Genomic DNA, 15,221 nt, shown 5'->3' on the forward strand with positions numbered 1-15,221 from the left:
ATGTTCCTACTTTTGGATTGTAGGGGGGTGGCCGGTCGGTGCTTGGTGACGGAGAAAATACGCGCAGGCGCCCGGCGGCCCGGGGAACGGGCTGCCGGACGCCTGCGGGGACGTGGCGGGTTATGCCTGCGGCAGGCGGTCCAGCTGGGCCTGGATCCGGGCGATGTCCTCGTCCGCCTTGGCCAGCCGGCCGCGGATCTTGTCCACCACGTTGTCCGGGGCCTTCGCCAGGAACGCCTCGTTGCCCAGCTTGGCCGTCGCCTGGGCCTTCTCCTTCTCGGCGGCCGCGAGGTCCTTGGCGAGACGCTTGCGCTCCGCCGCCACGTCGATCGTGCCGGAGAGGTCGAGGGCGACCGTGGCGCCGGCGACCGGGAGGGTGGCCGTGGCCGCGAAGGCGTCGCCCTCCGGCTGGAGGCGCAGCAGCTGGCGGATGGCCGCCTCGTGCGGGGCGAGCGCCGTGCCGTCGAGGGTGAGGCGGGCCGGGACCCGCTGGCCGGGCTGGAGGCCCTGGTCGGCGCGGAAGCGGCGGACCTCGGTGATGACGGACTGGAGGGACTCGATCTCCCGCTCGGCCGCGGCGTCGCGGAAGCCGCTGTCGGACGGCCAGTCGGCGACGACCAGGGACTCGCCGCCCGTGAGGGTGGTCCAGAGGGTCTCCGTGACGAACGGGACCACCGGGTGCAGCAGCTTGAGGGTGACGTCGAGGACCTCGCCCAGGACCCGCTTGCTGACCTCGGCCGGCTCGCCGCCCGCCTGGAAGGTGGTCTTGGACAGCTCGACGTACCAGTCGAAGACCTCGTCCCACGCGAAGTGGAACAGCGCGTCGGAGAGCTTGGCGAACTGGAAGTCCTCGTAGTACACGTCGACTTCGGCGATGACCGAGTTGAGGCGGGACAGGATCCAGCGGTCGGTCGCCGACATCGCCGACGGCTCCGGCAGCGGGCCGTCCACCGTCGCGCCGTTCATCAGCGCGAAGCGGGTCGCGTTCCAGATCTTGTTGGCGAAGTTGCGTGATCCCTGGACCCAGTCCTCGCCGATCGGGACGTCGACGCCGGGGTTGGCGCCGCGGGCCAGGGTGAAGCGCAGGGCGTCGGAGCCGTACTTGTCCATCCAGTCCAGCGGGTTGACCGCGTTGCCGAAGGACTTCGACATCTTCTTGCCGAACTGGTCGCGGACCATGCCGTGCAGGGCGATGGTGTGGAACGGCGGGGTGCCGTCCATCGCGTAGAGGCCGAACATCATCATCCGGGCGACCCAGAAGAAGAGGATGTCGTAGCCGGTGACCAGGACGGAGTTCGGGTAGAACTTCGCCAGCGACTCGGTCTGTTCGGGCCAGCCCATCGTGGAGAACGGCCACAGGCCGGAGGAGAACCAGGTGTCGAGGACGTCGGTGTCCTGGTGCCAGCCCTCGCCGGTGGGGGGCTCCTCGTCCGGGCCGACGCAGACGGCTTCGCCGTTCGGGCCGTACCAGACGGGGATGCGGTGGCCCCACCACAACTGCCGCGAGATGCACCAGTCGTGGAGGTTGTCGACCCAGTCGAAGTACCGCTTCTCCATCTCCTGCGGGTGGATCTTGACCTTGCCCTCGCGGACCGCGTCACCGGCGGCCTTGGCGAGCGGGCCGACCTTGACCCACCACTGCATCGACAGGCGCGGCTCGATGGTGGTCTTGCAGCGCGAGCAGTGGCCGACGGAGTGGACGTAGGGGCGCTTCTCGGCGACGATCCGGCCCTCGGCGCGCAGGGCGGCGACGATGGCGGAGCGGGCCTCCAGGCGGTCCATGCCCTGGAAGGGGCCGTGGACGGTGATGACGGCGTGCTCGTCCATGACCGTGATGGACGGCAGGTCGTGGCGCTGGCCGATCTCGAAGTCGTTCGGGTCGTGCGCCGGGGTGACCTTGACGGCGCCGGTGCCGAACTCGGGGTCGACGTGCTCGTCGGCGACGACCGGGATGGAGCGGTCGGTCAGCGGGAGCTTGATGAGCTTGCCGACCAGGTGCTTGTAGCGCTCGTCCTCGGGGTGGACGGCGACGGCCGTGTCACCGAGCATCGTCTCGGCGCGGGTGGTGGCGACGACGATGGTCTCCGCACCCTCGCCGTACGTCATGGAGACGAGCTCGCCGTCGTCGTCCTGGTACTCGACCTCGATGTCCGAGATGGCCGTCAGACAGCGCGGGCACCAGTTGATGATGCGCTCGGCGCGGTAGATCAGCTCGTCGTCGTACAGACGCTTGAAGATGGTCTGGACGGCCTGGGAGAGGCCCTCGTCCATGGTGAAGCGCTCGCGGGACCAGGCGACGCCGTCGCCGAGGCGGCGCATCTGGCCGCTGATCTGGCCGCCGGACTCGGCCTTCCACTGCCAGACGCGCTCGACGAAGGCCTCGCGGCCCAGGTCGTGGCGGGACTTGCCCTCCTTGCCGAGCTCGCGCTCGACGACGTTCTGGGTGGCGATGCCGGCGTGGTCCATGCCGGGCTGCCACAGGGTCTCGAAGCCCTGCATGCGCTTGCGGCGGGTCATGGCGTCGATGAGCGTGTGCTCGAAGGCGTGGCCCAGGTGGAGGCTGCCGGTGACGTTCGGCGGCGGGATGACGACGGTGAACGGCGGCTTGTCGCTCTTCTCGTCCGCCTCGAAGTAACCCCGCTCTACCCAGCGCTCGTACAGCGGCCCCTCTACGTCGGCCGGCGCGTACTGGGTCGGCAGTTCGGTGCTGGGCGCTGTGGGCTGCTGCTGAGCGTTCTCGGTCACGGGGCTCAGTTTAGAGGTGTCACGGGGCAGTCCCGAAACGCGTTTGTTCTGTAACGGTGAGCACCCCCGTGCCGGGAGTCCCCTGTGGCTGAGCCAGGATGTCAGGAACACATAAGCATCTGGAGGGGAACCCAGAGATGAGCTACAACCAGCCGGGTCCGTACGGAGGGCCGCCGCCGCAGCAGCCGGGCCCGTACGGAGGGCCGCCGCCGCAGCAGCAGCCGGGCCCGTACGGAGGGCCGCCGCAGGCGCCCCAGCCCGGCTACGGCTACCCCCAGCAGGCCCCGCCGCAGCCGGGGCCCTACGGCCAGCAGCCCGGTTACGGCTACCCGCCCCAGGGTGTTTCCCCACAGCAGAACCCGTACGGCCAGCAGCCGCCGTACGGTCAGCCTCCCTACGGCGTTCCGCAGCCGCCGGCTCCGGGCGGCGGGAAGAAGAAGACGGGGCTGGTCATCGGGGCGGTGGCGGTGGTCGCCGCCGTCGCGGTCGGCGCGTACTTCGTGCTCGCCGGGGGCGGCGGCGGACTCAAGGACGACGGTCCGCACAAGCTGACCGCGCCGGCCTCGGTCCTGTCCGCCAAGTACAAGCGGGTAGGTGACTCCAGCGAGCAGAAGGCGAGTTCGAACGACGCCGAGGACCTCGCCAAGTCCGGTGTCACCGACGCCACTTCGGTCACCGCGATCTACTCGACCGTGGACCTGGAGTCCCTGGACACCAGCAACCCGGCGGACGTGGCGAAGGCGGGGACCGCCGAGAACGTCACCCTCTTCGGCGTGTACGGGTCGGTGAAGGACCCGCAGGCCGCGCTGGACGCCACCTTCGCCAACATGAAGAAGGACAGCAGCTCGGGGGACGACGTGCAGTTCGTCGGCGACGCCCGGTCCGTCTCGCCCGACGGGCTGGACGGCGCCGTGATGAAGTGCCAGCAGGCGAAGGGCAAGAACCAGCTCACCGGCAAGGCCCAGACGGCCTACCTGTGCATCTGGGCGGATTACAGCACCATCGGCATGGTGGAGCCGACGGCGGCGGTGAAGACGTACAGCATCGACGAGTCGGCGAAGATCGCGGCCGGTGTACGCAGTGAAGTGCGCGTCGCCAAGTAGCCACCGCTGACCCACGCGAAAGCGCCGGGCCCTCCTCGAAGGAGCCCGGCGCTTCGGTGTTGACGTGGTTACGCCGACTTCTGCTCCCCCGCGCCCCGGCCGCGCGCGTCGCGCGGGATCAGGGTCGGGTTGACGTTGGAGCGGACGACGTCGGCCGTGACGACGACGCGGGCCACGTCCTTGCGGGACGGCACCTCGTACATCACGGACATGAGGACTTCCTCCATGATGGCGCGCAGGCCACGCGCGCCGGTCTGGCGGAGGATGGCCTGGTCGGCGATGGCCTCCAGGGCCTCGCGCTCGAAGTCCAGCTCCACGCCGTCGAGTTCGAAGAGGCGCTGGTACTGCTTCACCAGCGCGTTGCGCGGCTCGATCAGGATCTGGAGCAGGGCCTCGCGGTCCAGGTTGTGGACCGAGGTGATGACGGGCAGCCGGCCGATGAACTCGGGGATCATGCCGAACTTCACCAGGTCCTCGGGCATGACGTCCTCGAACTGGTCCTTGGACTGCAGCTCCCGCTTGGAGCGGATCGTCGCGCCGAAGCCGATGCCCTTGGCACCCGCCCGGGACTCGATGATCTTCTCCAGGCCGGCGAACGCACCGCCCACGATGAACAGCACGTTCGTCGTGTCGATCTGGATGAACTCCTGGTGCGGGTGTTTGCGGCCGCCTTGCGGCGGGACCGACGCGGTGGTGCCCTCCAGGATCTTCAGCAGGGCCTGCTGCACGCCCTCGCCGCTGACGTCCCGGGTGATCGACGGATTTTCACTCTTCCGCGCGACCTTGTCGATCTCGTCGATGTAGATGATCCCGGTCTCGGCCTTCTTGACGTCGTAGTCGGCCGCCTGGATCAGCTTGAGGAGGATGTTCTCGACGTCCTCGCCCACATAGCCCGCCTCCGTCAGCGCGGTCGCGTCGGCGATCGCGAACGGGACGTTCAGCATGCGGGCCAGGGTCTGCGCCAGGAGCGTCTTGCCGGAACCCGTGGGGCCCAGCAGCAGGATGTTGGACTTCGCCAACTCGATGGCGTCCTCGCGGCTTTGGCCGCCGCCGTTCTCACCGGCCTGGACCCGCTTGTAGTGGTTGTACACCGCGACCGAGAGGGCCTTCTTGGCGGCCTCCTGGCCGACCACGTAGCCCTCCAGGAACTCGTAGATCTCGCGGGGCTTGGGGAGTTCCTCCCAGCGCACCTCGCTCGTCTCGGCGAGTTCCTCCTCGATGATCTCGTTGCAGAGGTCGATGCACTCGTCGCAGATGTACACACCGGGCCCTGCGATGAGCTTCTTGACCTGCTTCTGGCTCTTGCCGCAGAACGAGCACTTGAGCAGATCGCCGCCGTCACCGATGCGTGCCACGGTGTGCTTCCCCTTCGCCTGGGAGTCGCCTGGACTCTTTCGAATCCAGCGGCTCCTGGTGCTGCCTTATGTCGACGGTACCTTGCCGGGCCCCCCGTACGGGCCCCCCTTGGCACGGTTCACTTTGACGTGCGCCTTGCCGAGCCCGTCGAACCGGGCCAAGGGCGGCAGAGACTACATCCTCTGTCAGCGGACGTCCGCGTTGTTCATCTTCCGGGTGGAGATGATCTGGTCCACGATGCCGTACTCCAGCGCTTCCTCGGCCGTGAGGATCTTGTCGCGCTCGATGTCCTCGCGGACCTGCTCGATCGGCCGGTTGGAGTGCTTGGCCAGCATGTCCTCCAGCTGCTCACGCATCCGCGTGAACTCGTTGGCGATGATCTCCAGGTCGGAGAGCTGGCCGCGGCCGGTGGAACCGGCCGGCTGGTGGATCAGCACACGGGAGTTCGGCAGCGCCATGCGCTTGCCGGGCGTGCCGGCGGCCAGCAGGATGGCCGCGGCGGAGGCCGCCTGGCCCATGCAGACCGTCTGGATGTCGGGCTTCACGAACTGCATCGTGTCGTAGATCGCCGTGAGGGCGGTCATGTCGCCGCCCGGGCTGTTGATGTAGATCGAGATGTCCCGGTCGGGGTCCATCGACTCCAGGCACAGCAGCTGGGCCATGACGTCGTTGGCGGAGGCGTCGTCGATCTGGACGCCCAGGAAGATCACGCGCTCCTCGAAGAGCTTCGCGTACGGGTCGTACTCGCGGATGCCCTGGGAGGTGCGCTCCACGAAGCGCGGGATGACATAGCGGGCGTCGGGCCGGGGACCGTCGTAACGGGCGTCGGCGGCGCCGGAGAAGTTGCTCATGAGGGTGTTCACCGTCCTGGTGGCGTTCGGGGGGCTGGAGTCTCGGCGGAGTGTGGCGTGGCCGGCCTCAGGAGGCGCCGGTGCCGCCGCCTCCCGGAACACCGGAGGCATGCGTGATGATCTCGTCAATGAGACCGTACTCCTTGGCCTCTTCCGGGGTGAACCAGCGGTCGCGGTCGCCGTCGCGGACGATCGTCTCGACGCTCTGGCCGGAGTGCAGGGCGGTCAGCTCGGACATGGTCTTCTTGGTGCGCAGCAGGTACTGGGCCTGGATCTTGATGTCCGAGACCGTACCGCCCAGGCCCGCGGAGCCCTGGTGCATCATGATGTCCGTGTGCGGCAGGGCGAAGCGCTTGCCGGCGGTGCCGCCGGTGAGCAGGAACTGGCCCATCGAGGCCGCCATGCCCATGCCGATGGTGACCACGTCGTTCGGGATGTACTGCATGGTGTCGTAGATCGCCATGCCGGCCGTCACCGAGCCGCCGGGGCTGTTGATGTAGAGGTAGATGTCCCTGCCGGGATCGGCCGCGAGCAGCAGCAGCTGCGCGGTGATCTTGTTCGCGATGTCGTCGTCGACCTGCTGGCCGAGGAAGATGATCCGCTCGCCGAGCAGCCGGTTGTACACCTGGTCGCCGAGGCCACCACCGATGGAAGGCTCGCCGGCGGCGGAGGGCATCAGATTCGTCACGTATCCACCTGCTCGTCTTACGACGGCGCCGGGCCGTCTCACGTTTCCGTAGCCGGGGGCTTGGCTGCCCTCGTACTCATGGACCCTAACGCGATGGTCCCTTCGGGGAATCCCGGTAACAGGGCTGTTCGCCGGGGGCGTAGAGCGGGTGCCTCCGGCGGAAGGGCCGCTGTCAACCCGCCGTGACGGTGCCGGTGGGCGGGCGCGTGCGGGTGCGTGGTGGCTGGTCGCGCCCCGCGGCGGAGCCGCTGACGTATGCAGCCCCGCGCCCCTTTCGGGGCGCTGACCCCAGGCCCTGTGACAAGGGGCCCCCGGGCAGTGCCCAGGAGCCCCTTACTACGTCGCTGGAGCGCCGTGGGCTCAGCCCTCGGACTTCTCCTCGTCGGCGGCGTCGGCGGCGTCCGTGGACTCGGCGGCGGCCTCGGTGGCCTCCGTCTCGTCCTCGTCGTCCAGGTCGACGAGCTCACCGTTGGTGTCCTTCACCGTGGCGGCCTCGACCACGACGGCCAGGGCCTTGCCGCGGGCCACCTCGCCGACCAGGAGCGGGACCTGACCGCCCTCGACGACGGCCTGGGCGAACTGGTCGGGGGACATGCCGGAGGAGGCCGCGCGCCGCATGAGGTGCTCGGTGAGCTCCTCCTGGTTGACGTTCAGCTTCTCGACCTTGACCAGCTCGTCGAGGACGAACTGGGTCTTGATGCCCTTGACCGCGGCTTCCTTGGTCTCGGCCTCGAACTCCTCGGCGGTCTTGCCCTGGATCTCGAGGTACTTCTCGAGGTCGAGACCCATCTGGCCGAGCTGGTGGTGCTCCAGGTTGTGCTTGCGGGTGTTGATCTCGTCCTCGAGCAGCTTCTCGGGGACGGGCACCTCGACGAGCTCCAGGAGCTTCTCCAGGACGCGCTCCTGGGCCTGCGTGGCCTGGTCGTACGTCTTCATGTCGGCCAGCCGCTTGCGGCTGTCGGCCTTCAGCTCGTCCAGGGTGTCGAACTCGGAGGCGAGCTGCGCGAACTCGTCGTCCAGCTCGGGGAGTTCACGCGCGGCGACCTGGGTGACCTTGACGGTGACCTCGGCCTCCTGGCCGGCCGCGGAGCCGCCCTTGAGCTCGGAGGTGAAGGTGGCCTCGCCACCGGCCTCCAGGCCCTTCACGGCGTCGTCGATGCCGTCGAGCAGCTCGCCGGAGCCGATGGTGTAGGAGACGCCGCTGGCGATGCCGTCCTCCAGCACCTCGCCGTCGACCTTGGCCTCCAGGTCGATGGTGACGACGTCACCCTCCTCGGCGGCCCGCTCGACCGGGGAGGTGGACGCGAAGCGCTCGCGGAGCTGCTCCACGGACTTCTCGATGTCCTCGTCGGTCACCTCGACCGCGTCGACCTCGACCTCGATACCGGAGTAGTCCGGGATCTCCAGGGCGGGGCGGATGTCGACCTCGGCGGTGAAGTTCAGCGTCTCGCCGTCCTTCAGCTCGGTGATGTCGACCTCCGGCTGGCCCAGCGGGTTGAGCTCGGCCTCGTTGACCGCCTCGGTGTAGAACTTCGGAAGCGCGTCGTTGACGGCCTCCTCCAGCACCGCACCGCGGCCGAACCGCTGGTCGATGACTCGGGCCGGGATCTTGCCCTTGCGGAAGCCCTTCACCGTGACCTGCTGGTTGATCTTCTTGTACGCCGCGTCGAGGCTGTCCTTGAGCTCCTCGAAGGGCACCTCGACAGTGAGCCGAACCCGGGTCGGGTTCAGGGTCTCCACGGCGCTCTTCACGGTTCGGTCTCCTTGTGGCTGACTGCTTGGGTTCTGCCGGGACCAGAGAGGCACCGGCGGAGTTTCGCCGCCCGGAGGAGTTCGTAGGCCGCCGAGTGGGGGCCGGGACACGCGGGCGCGCAGCTTGCATAGTAACCGCAGCCGCTCAGCGCCCCAAAAGGCGATCAAGACGGACGCCGTCATTCGGTGGTCGGGGTGGCGGGATTTGAACCCACGGCCTTCCGCTCCCAAAGCGGACGCGCTACCAAGCTGCGCCACACCCCGTTTCGGTGCGACACGTAGGGTACATGCCCGGGCCGCCCACGTCGGCCGCTTTGTTCACTCGCGCCGGACTCGCGTCCGCGGGGACCAACACGTTGGCCTACGCGGCGTACGACCCGCTACGATGCCTTCTGTGCCGCGGTCACGGACCTGCGGCGCGTGTTGTGCGGGCGTAGCTCAATGGTAGAGCTTCAGTCTTCCAAACTGACTACGCGGGTTCGATTCCCGTCGCCCGCTCCGCGTGGCGAAGGCCCAGGCGAGAGGTTCCGACCTCCTGCCTGGGCCTTCGGCGCGTCCGGGGCCGGGCCGCCCCTCGCCGTCGCGGGCCGGGCGCGCCGACCGTGCGGACGGAGAAGCGGACGCCGTACAGGGCGTACGGAATCTACGTCTCGTGTTCCGTTGTCCACGTCTCGCGCTCTTCCCGCGCGCGCTCCGGGCGCGCGCCCGCGCGCGCCCGCGCGGTCAGAAGTTGATCGAGTTGATGGTCTGCGCTATCGAGTCGAGGAAGCGCTGGATGGAGGGGGCCATCCCGGTCGACGCGAGGAAGAAGCCGAAGAGGACGGCGACGATCGCGGGACCGGCCTTGATGTTCCCCCCTCTGATCAGCACTACCAGGATGATCGCCAACAGCAGCACCACAGACAGTGAAATGGCCACAACTGATCACGCCCTCGGTCGGTTCCGCTCTCCCGGCCCGGGGGTACGACCCCGCACCCCCGCCAGAACCATCGTGCCACCAACCCGGCCGCACTATGCGGCCCGTGACACAACGTCGACAACTCACCGCCCACCGGTCCCCGCCCGCACAGTAATTCGAGGCTCCACCCGGTCGTAGATCCACGGCAATTGGCAGACATGGTTTCGGTGTCCACACAACGCGTGCGCAGCCAATTCGAATTGTTGACACAGGCATCACAAGTGGGGGTCACATGCAGGCGTTATGCACCAATTAGTCAGGATGAATAGGGACATCGCGGGTGTAAGTGCTGCATGAAACCGCATGAGTACAGGAGTCGACCCGGGTAAATCGACCGGCGGTTCACAGGCAGTCACGGCGGATATCCGGCATTCACGCCGGCGGTTTTACGAAATCCCACAGGCGCCGCTAGGGTGCCTCAGATGTTTGCCGCCGCCGCGTCCCCCGGCCAGAACCCAGCACCGCGTCCCCCGGCCCGGCCGCCGGCGGACAGACAGCGCGACGCGTTCTTCGACAACGCCAAGTACCTGGCGATCGTGCTCGTCGCGATGGGTCACTCCTGGGAGCCGCTGAAGGGCGACAGCCGCGTCCTGGAGGCGCTGTACAGCGTCGTGTACGCCTTCCACATGCCGGCGTTCATCATCATCTCCGGCTACTTCTCCCGGAACTTCGACATGCGCCCGGACCGGCTGAGGCGGCTGGTCACCGGTGTCGTCGTGCCGTACGTCCTGTTCGAGACCGCCTATTCGCTGTTCCAGCGGTACGTCGACCACTCCCCCGGTCAGGACATCAGCCTGCTCGACCCCTGGTACCTGACCTGGTTCCTGTGCGCGCTGTTCGTCTGGCGGCTGACCACGCCGATCTGGCGGGCGGTCCGCCACCCGCTGCCCGTCGCCTTCCTCGTCGCGGTGCTGGCGTCCGTGTCCCCCAGCATCGGTGACGACCTGGACCTCCAGCGGGTCCTGCAGTTCCTGCCGTACTTCGTGCTCGGTCTGTGCCTGCGGCCCGAGCACTTCCGGCTGGTACGCCGGTGGCCGGTGCGGATCGCCGCGGTGCCGGTGTTCGCGGTCGCGCTGGCGTTCGCCTGGTGGTCGGTGCCGCGGATGAACACCGCGTGGTTCTACCACCGGGACTCCGCGCAGGAGCTGGGCGCGCCGTGGTGGTGCGGGCCGGTGATGGTGCTCGCGATGTTCGGCTGCTCGATGGTGCTGACGGCCGGCTTCCTGTCCTGGGTACCGGGCCGGCGGATGTGGTTCACGACACTGGGCGCGGGCACGCTGTACGGCTATCTGCTGCACGGTTTCGTCGTGAAGTACGCCGATCACGCGGGCTGGTTCGACCCGAGGTGGCTGCACGGCCCGCTCGGCGAGATCCTCGTCACCGCGCTCGCCGGCGCCCTTGTCACGCTGCTGTGCTCCCGGCCCGTACGGCGGGTGTTCCGGTTCGCCATGGAGCCGAGGATGGCCTGGGCGTTCCGGCAGGACCCGGCGGAACTGGCGCGGGGCCGGCAGAGCCGGGAGGACCGGGAGATGGCCAACGTGTGATTCCGCCTACGCGGACTGACCGAGGAGGGCGCGCATCCGGGCGTACTTCTCGGTCAGCCGTTTCCGGGTCTCCTCGTCGAGTACGGCGAGACGGCCGGGGTCGGCGTTGTGCGCGAGGTCGGCCTGTTTGACGAGGAGCGCGCCCGGGGTGTCGAGGATGCGGCGGGCGTACGCCTCGGGGGGCTCGCCGGGGCGTTTGGTGACGGCGAGGACGATGGCCCTGGTGCGGGCGGTGAGCGGGGCCGCGGTCAGCCAGTCCGCCGTGAGGGCGTGGTCCTCGACGGCGTCGTGCAGCCAGGCGGCGGCGATCTGGTCCGGGTCGCCGCCGCGGACGCGGACGCCTTCGGCGACGGCGGCGAGGTGCTCGGTGTAGGGGCGGCCGGCCTTGTCGGTCTGCGCCGCGTGAGCGGTTCGGGCGAGCGCCTCGACTTCGGGGAGGGAGAGCGGGGTCGGGGTCACGGTGCGAGTATCCCGTGGCGGGGTGGTGGGGGGTGTCGCTTGCCGGCGCCGACAAGCGACTGCCCGCGGCTGAAGAGAAGCGGCGGCCGAAGCGCCCCGTAAGGGGCGCGGGGCCGTAGCTATGTGCGGCTCCGCCGCGTGGGCGCGACCAGCCCCCACCGGCCCGCATCCGGCCACCCGCCCGCAGCCCACCCTCGGCGGCTACCTCACCGCGCCGCCTCCCGGCAGATCAGCAGCAGCGCCCGGTCGTCGTTCACGTCCTTCGCCACCGCCTCGATCAGGTGCCAGGCCGCACCGTGGAAGCCGCCGGCGACATAGCGGTCGGCCTCTCCCGTCAGGCGGTCGATGCCCTCCACGATGTCCCGGTCCGACGTCTCCACCAGGCCGTCCGTGAAGAGCATCAGGACGTCCCCCGGGCGCAGCGAGCCCTTGACGGAGTCGAACTGCGCGCCGTCGTACACGCCGAGGAGCGGCCCCTCCGCGGCCTTCTCCTCCCAGCGGCCGCTGCCCGCGCTGAGCTGGAGGCCCGGGGGGTGGCCCGCGGAGTAGAGCTCGTAGTCGCCGGAGTCCAGGTCGAGGACCAGGTGGATCGAGGTGGCGAAGCCCTCGTCCCAGTCCTGGCGCAGGAGGTAGCCGTTGGCGGCGGTGAGGAAGGCGTGCGGGGGCAGCGAACCCAGGAGGCCGCCGAACGCGCCGGACAGCAGCAGCGCGCGGGACGCCGCGTCCATGCCCTTGCCGGAGACGTCCGTGAGGACGACCTCCATCGTGCGGCCGTTGTTCGTGCGGGCCGCGACCACGAAGTCGCCGGAGAAGGACTGGCCGCCGGCCGGCCGCAGGGCCATCTCGCGGTGCCAGCCCGGCGGCAGCTTCGGCAGCTTGCTCTGCACCCGGATGCGTTCGCGCAGGTCGAAGAGCATGGTGCCGCCGCGCCGCCAGGGCACGCCGACCCGGCTGCGGAACTGGGCGGTGAGCAGACCGAAGAAGCCGCAGGCGGCGACGACGAGGACGACGCCCGGGGTGACCCGGGAGGGGCCCTCGGTGTAGGGGCCGAGCCGTACCGACTCGACGATCAGCGCCGTGGCCGCCGCCGCGTACAGGCCGAGCAGGCTTGCCGGGCGCAGCAGCAGGCCGCCCGCGATGATCGGCAGGACCAGGGAGGCCGGAGAGAACCACACCGAGTTGGCGAGGGTCATGGCCGCCAGCACCGGGACGGTCAGCAGGAGTCCGACGAGCGCGATCCAGTCGGAGCCGTCGCCACGGAAGTAGTCCACGGCGCTTCTGCGCAGGCCGACGCGGACCCGGTGCCACTGCATCTTCCACCGGGCCGTGAACGTCTCGGCCTTTCCGCGCCGATCTCCGTCTACTGCCATTAGTTCGGGACCCTATCCATCGGACCAGCTGCTTGGCACGGGAGGTCCCACTTGTCCCCCGTCCGAGGTTCACCATCGACTGCGACTTCACAGTGAACTTCACCGGAAGCCCCCGCGTCGCCGTCCGGGAGAAATTCGCTGGCTCGTCCCGCATTGCCCCTGATAGGCATGGCGTATGGCGACCGAGCGTGCGACCGAGTTGAAGGTGCTGCGTCCCGAGGAGTTCGACGGGTGGTGGGACCACCTGGTCCGGGCCTTCGGCGCGGGTCCGTCGCCGGCCGAGGAGCGCGAGCTGGACCGGTCCCTGACGGAGTTCGAGCGTTCGCTGGCCGTCTGGGACGGGGCCGAACTCGTCGGGACGGGTGGGGCGTTCAGCTTCCGGATGAGCGTGCCGGGCGGTGCTGTGCTGCCCGTGGCCGGCGTCACCATGGTGAGTGTGTCCGCGACGCACCGGCGGCGTGGGGTGCTGACCGCGATGATGCGGCGCCAGCTGGACGACGTACGGGAGCGGGGCGAGGCGCTCGCCGCGCTGACCGCCTCCGAGCCGGCGATCTACGGCCGCTTCGGGTACGACGCGGCGACCTACCAGTTGCATGCCGAGATCGACACGAGCCGGGTGACGCTGGACGTGCCGGCCGGCACCGACGACGTGGGACTGCGCTACGCGGCGTCGGCCGACGTGCTCGACGCGTGCGAGGCGGTGTACGCGGAGCTGGTACCGCTGCGGCCCGGGATGCTGGCCCGGCAGCCCGGCTGGGAGCGGGTGGGGTTGCTCGACCCGGAGAGCGAACGGGACGGGGCGTCGGCGCTGCAGTGCGTGGTCGCTGAGCGGGACGGGCGGATCACCGGGTACGCCCGGTTCCGCACCAAGCTGGGCTGGTCGCCGAGCGGGCACGACGGCATGGTGACGCTGGAGGACCTGGCCGCGCTGGACGCGGCGAGCGACGCGGCGCTGTGGCGGTTCCTGTTCGGCATCGACCTGATGTCGAAGCTGACGGTACGGGGGCGGCCAGTCGACGACGCCTGGCAGTACCTGGTCTCCGACGTCCGGCGCTGTCTGACGCGGGTGCGGGACATGGGGTACGTCCGTCTCGTCGACGTCGGTGCGGCGCTCGCGGCGCGGACCTACCAGGCGCCGGTGGACGTGGTGCTGGAGGTGGCCGACGCCTTCTGCCCGTGGAACGCGGGGCGTTGGCGGCTGACCGGCGACGCCAAGGGCGCGTCCTGCGAACGTACGACCGACACCGCCGAACTCGCCCTGTCCGTACGGGAGCTGGCGGCGGCGTACCTCGGTGGTGTCTCCCTGCTGTCGCTGGCCCGCGCCGGCCGGGTGCGGGAGCTGCGGACGGGGGCGCTGGCGGAGGCGTCGACGGCGTTCGGGTCGTCGGCGGTGCCGTGGCTGCCGCACGGTTTCTAGTGCGTGCCGCTCAGCCTCTCTGATCAGCGTCTCTGATCAGCGTCTCTGATCAGTGTCTCTGGCAGCGGGGGCACCAGAAGAGGTTGCGGGCGGCGAGGTCGGCGGTGCGGATCTCGGTGCCGCAGATGTGGCAGGGCAGGGTGGCCCGGCGGTAGACGTACACCTCGCCGCCGTGGTCGTCGACGCGCGGTGGCCGTCCCATCGCCTCCGGGGTGTGCTCGGGGCGGACGGTGTCGATACGGTTGTTCCGCACGCCTTCGTGCATGAGCTCGACGAGATCGGCCCACACCGCGTCCCACTCGGCGGGCCTGATCTCCCTGCCCACGCGATAGGGATCGATCCCGTGCCGGAACAGCACCTCGGCGCGGTAGACGTTGCCGACCCCCGCGATGACCTTCTGGTCCATCAGAAGCGCGGCGACGGTCGTACGGCTGCGGGAGATCCTCCGGTACGCGACGCTCGGGTCGGCGTCGCCGCGGAGCGGATCCGGACCGAGCCTGGCGTGTACGGCGCTCTTCTCCGCGTCGGTGATCAGGGCGCAGGTGGTGGGGCCGCGCAGGTCGACGTACGAGGCGGTGTCGGCGAGGCGGAGCCGGACGGTGTCGGTGGCCGGGGGCGCGGGAGCGTCGCCGAAGGTGACCTTGCCGAAGAGGCCGAGGTGGATATGGACCCAGTCGCTGTCGCGGAAGCCGAGGAAGAGGTGTTTGCCGTGTGCCTCGGTACGGGTGAGCTCGGCGCCGTCCAGAAGGGCGGCGGCGTCGGAGAACTTGCCCTGCGGGCTGCTGACCCGCACGGGTCCGGTGAGCCGCCGGTAGTCCAGCGCGAGCCGGTGGATCGTGTGCCCTTCCGGCACGAAAGCCATTCCTTTCCCACCCACCCACCCGACTCGCTCAGTGGAGAGCGCAAGGTCGAGAAGACAGGAGACTGAGAGCACCCCGCCGGACACGGCACGAGGAGCCCGCCGTGAGAGGCGCGGGC

At 69.5% G+C, this 15,221-nt stretch carries 12 protein-coding genes and 2 tRNA genes; 4 read left to right on the plus strand and 10 right to left on the minus strand.

From position 1 onward, the window contains the following. Window positions 1-120: 120 nt before the first annotated feature. Window positions 121-2,745 carry a valine--tRNA ligase gene (locus AB0D59_RS38935; RefSeq protein ID WP_362575707.1) on the minus strand — a complete coding sequence of 875 codons (2,625 nt, stop codon included), beginning with the start codon at window positions 2,743-2,745 and terminating at the stop codon, window positions 121-123. Between the two features lie 137 nt (window positions 2,746-2,882). Between AB0D59_RS38935 and AB0D59_RS38940 the strand changes: the two genes are divergently transcribed. Then, window positions 2,883-3,848 (plus strand): hypothetical protein, encoded by a 966-nt coding sequence (locus AB0D59_RS38940; RefSeq protein WP_362575709.1) that lies wholly within the window; start codon window positions 2,883-2,885, stop codon window positions 3,846-3,848. A gap of 68 nt (window positions 3,849-3,916) precedes the next feature. Here the strand turns inward: AB0D59_RS38940 and clpX are convergent, their stop codons facing one another. From clpX to AB0D59_RS38965, 5 genes are all read right to left on the minus strand, one after another. Continuing rightward, window positions 3,917-5,203, minus strand: coding sequence for an ATP-dependent Clp protease ATP-binding subunit ClpX (clpX, locus tag AB0D59_RS38945; protein WP_362575710.1), 1,287 nt, complete (start codon window positions 5,201-5,203; stop codon window positions 3,917-3,919). A 186-nt stretch (window positions 5,204-5,389) separates the two neighbouring features. Continuing rightward, window positions 5,390-6,055: an ATP-dependent Clp protease proteolytic subunit gene (locus tag AB0D59_RS38950; protein ID WP_362575712.1), complete on the minus strand. Its 666-nt coding sequence runs from the start codon at window positions 6,053-6,055 to the stop codon at window positions 5,390-5,392. A gap of 67 nt (window positions 6,056-6,122) precedes the next feature. Beyond that, the gene (locus tag AB0D59_RS38955) at window positions 6,123-6,731 is read right to left on the minus strand and encodes an ATP-dependent Clp protease proteolytic subunit (RefSeq protein WP_362575830.1); all 609 of its coding nucleotides are present in this window, start codon (window positions 6,729-6,731) and stop codon (window positions 6,123-6,125) included. A gap of 372 nt (window positions 6,732-7,103) precedes the next feature. Further along, on the minus strand, window positions 7,104-8,495 hold the full coding sequence (gene tig, locus AB0D59_RS38960; protein WP_362575714.1) for a trigger factor: 1,392 nt from the start codon (window positions 8,493-8,495) through the stop codon (window positions 7,104-7,106). Window positions 8,496-8,682: 187 nt separating this feature from the next. Then, window positions 8,683-8,759 (minus strand) — tRNA-Pro (locus tag AB0D59_RS38965). Between the two features lie 163 nt (window positions 8,760-8,922). On the opposite strand from AB0D59_RS38965, the gene AB0D59_RS38970 reads away from it, so the two are divergent. Next, a tRNA-Gly gene (locus AB0D59_RS38970) sits at window positions 8,923-8,993 on the plus strand. A 225-nt stretch (window positions 8,994-9,218) separates the two neighbouring features. On the opposite strand, the gene AB0D59_RS38975 is transcribed toward AB0D59_RS38970, so the two are convergent. Next, window positions 9,219-9,413, minus strand: coding sequence for a hypothetical protein (locus AB0D59_RS38975; RefSeq protein ID WP_360483848.1), 195 nt, complete (start codon window positions 9,411-9,413; stop codon window positions 9,219-9,221). A gap of 462 nt (window positions 9,414-9,875) precedes the next feature. Between AB0D59_RS38975 and AB0D59_RS38980 the strand changes: the two genes are divergently transcribed. After that, complete coding sequence (locus AB0D59_RS38980; protein WP_362575716.1) at window positions 9,876-10,997, plus strand: acyltransferase family protein; 1,122 nt, start codon at window positions 9,876-9,878, stop codon at window positions 10,995-10,997. A 6-nt stretch (window positions 10,998-11,003) separates the two neighbouring features. Here AB0D59_RS38980 and AB0D59_RS38985 read toward each other — a convergent pair whose 3' ends face one another. Together AB0D59_RS38985 and AB0D59_RS38990 are read right to left on the minus strand one after the other, a co-directional pair. Then, a complete protein-coding gene (locus tag AB0D59_RS38985; protein WP_362575718.1) occupies window positions 11,004-11,456 on the minus strand; it encodes an HD domain-containing protein in 453 nt (150 codons plus the stop codon). Window positions 11,457-11,662: 206 nt separating this feature from the next. Beyond that, the gene (locus AB0D59_RS38990; RefSeq protein ID WP_362575720.1) at window positions 11,663-12,826 is read right to left on the minus strand and encodes a PP2C family protein-serine/threonine phosphatase; all 1,164 of its coding nucleotides are present in this window, start codon (window positions 12,824-12,826) and stop codon (window positions 11,663-11,665) included. A 175-nt stretch (window positions 12,827-13,001) separates the two neighbouring features. On the opposite strand from AB0D59_RS38990, the gene AB0D59_RS38995 reads away from it, so the two are divergent. After that, complete coding sequence (locus AB0D59_RS38995) at window positions 13,002-14,243, plus strand: GNAT family N-acetyltransferase (RefSeq protein WP_362575722.1); 1,242 nt, start codon at window positions 13,002-13,004, stop codon at window positions 14,241-14,243. A gap of 49 nt (window positions 14,244-14,292) precedes the next feature. Here the strand turns inward: AB0D59_RS38995 and AB0D59_RS39000 are convergent, their stop codons facing one another. After that, window positions 14,293-15,096 (minus strand): DNA-formamidopyrimidine glycosylase family protein, encoded by an 804-nt coding sequence (locus AB0D59_RS39000; protein WP_362575724.1) that lies wholly within the window; start codon window positions 15,094-15,096, stop codon window positions 14,293-14,295. Window positions 15,097-15,221 lie beyond the last annotated feature (125 nt).

The organism is Streptomyces sp. NPDC048417 (assembly GCF_040651615.1).
GTDB lineage: Bacteria > Actinomycetota > Actinomycetes > Streptomycetales > Streptomycetaceae > Streptomyces.

Excerpts from the sequence above, each read along its gene's own strand:
- AB0D59_RS38940 (WP_362575709.1), top strand. The coding sequence starts at position 2,883 with ATGAGCTACAACCAGCCGGGTCCGTACGGAGGGCCGCCGCCGCAGCAG.
- AB0D59_RS38950 (WP_362575712.1), bottom strand. The coding sequence starts at position 6,055 with ATGAGCAACTTCTCCGGCGCCGCCGACGCCCGTTACGACGGTCCCCGG.
- AB0D59_RS38955 (WP_362575830.1), bottom strand. The coding sequence starts at position 6,731 with ATGCCCTCCGCCGCCGGCGAGCCTTCCATCGGTGGTGGCCTCGGCGAC.
- AB0D59_RS38980 (WP_362575716.1), top strand. The coding sequence starts at position 9,876 with ATGTTTGCCGCCGCCGCGTCCCCCGGCCAGAACCCAGCACCGCGTCCC.
- AB0D59_RS38990 (WP_362575720.1), bottom strand. The coding sequence starts at position 12,826 with ATGGCAGTAGACGGAGATCGGCGCGGAAAGGCCGAGACGTTCACGGCC.
- AB0D59_RS38995 (WP_362575722.1), top strand. The coding sequence starts at position 13,002 with ATGGCGACCGAGCGTGCGACCGAGTTGAAGGTGCTGCGTCCCGAGGAG.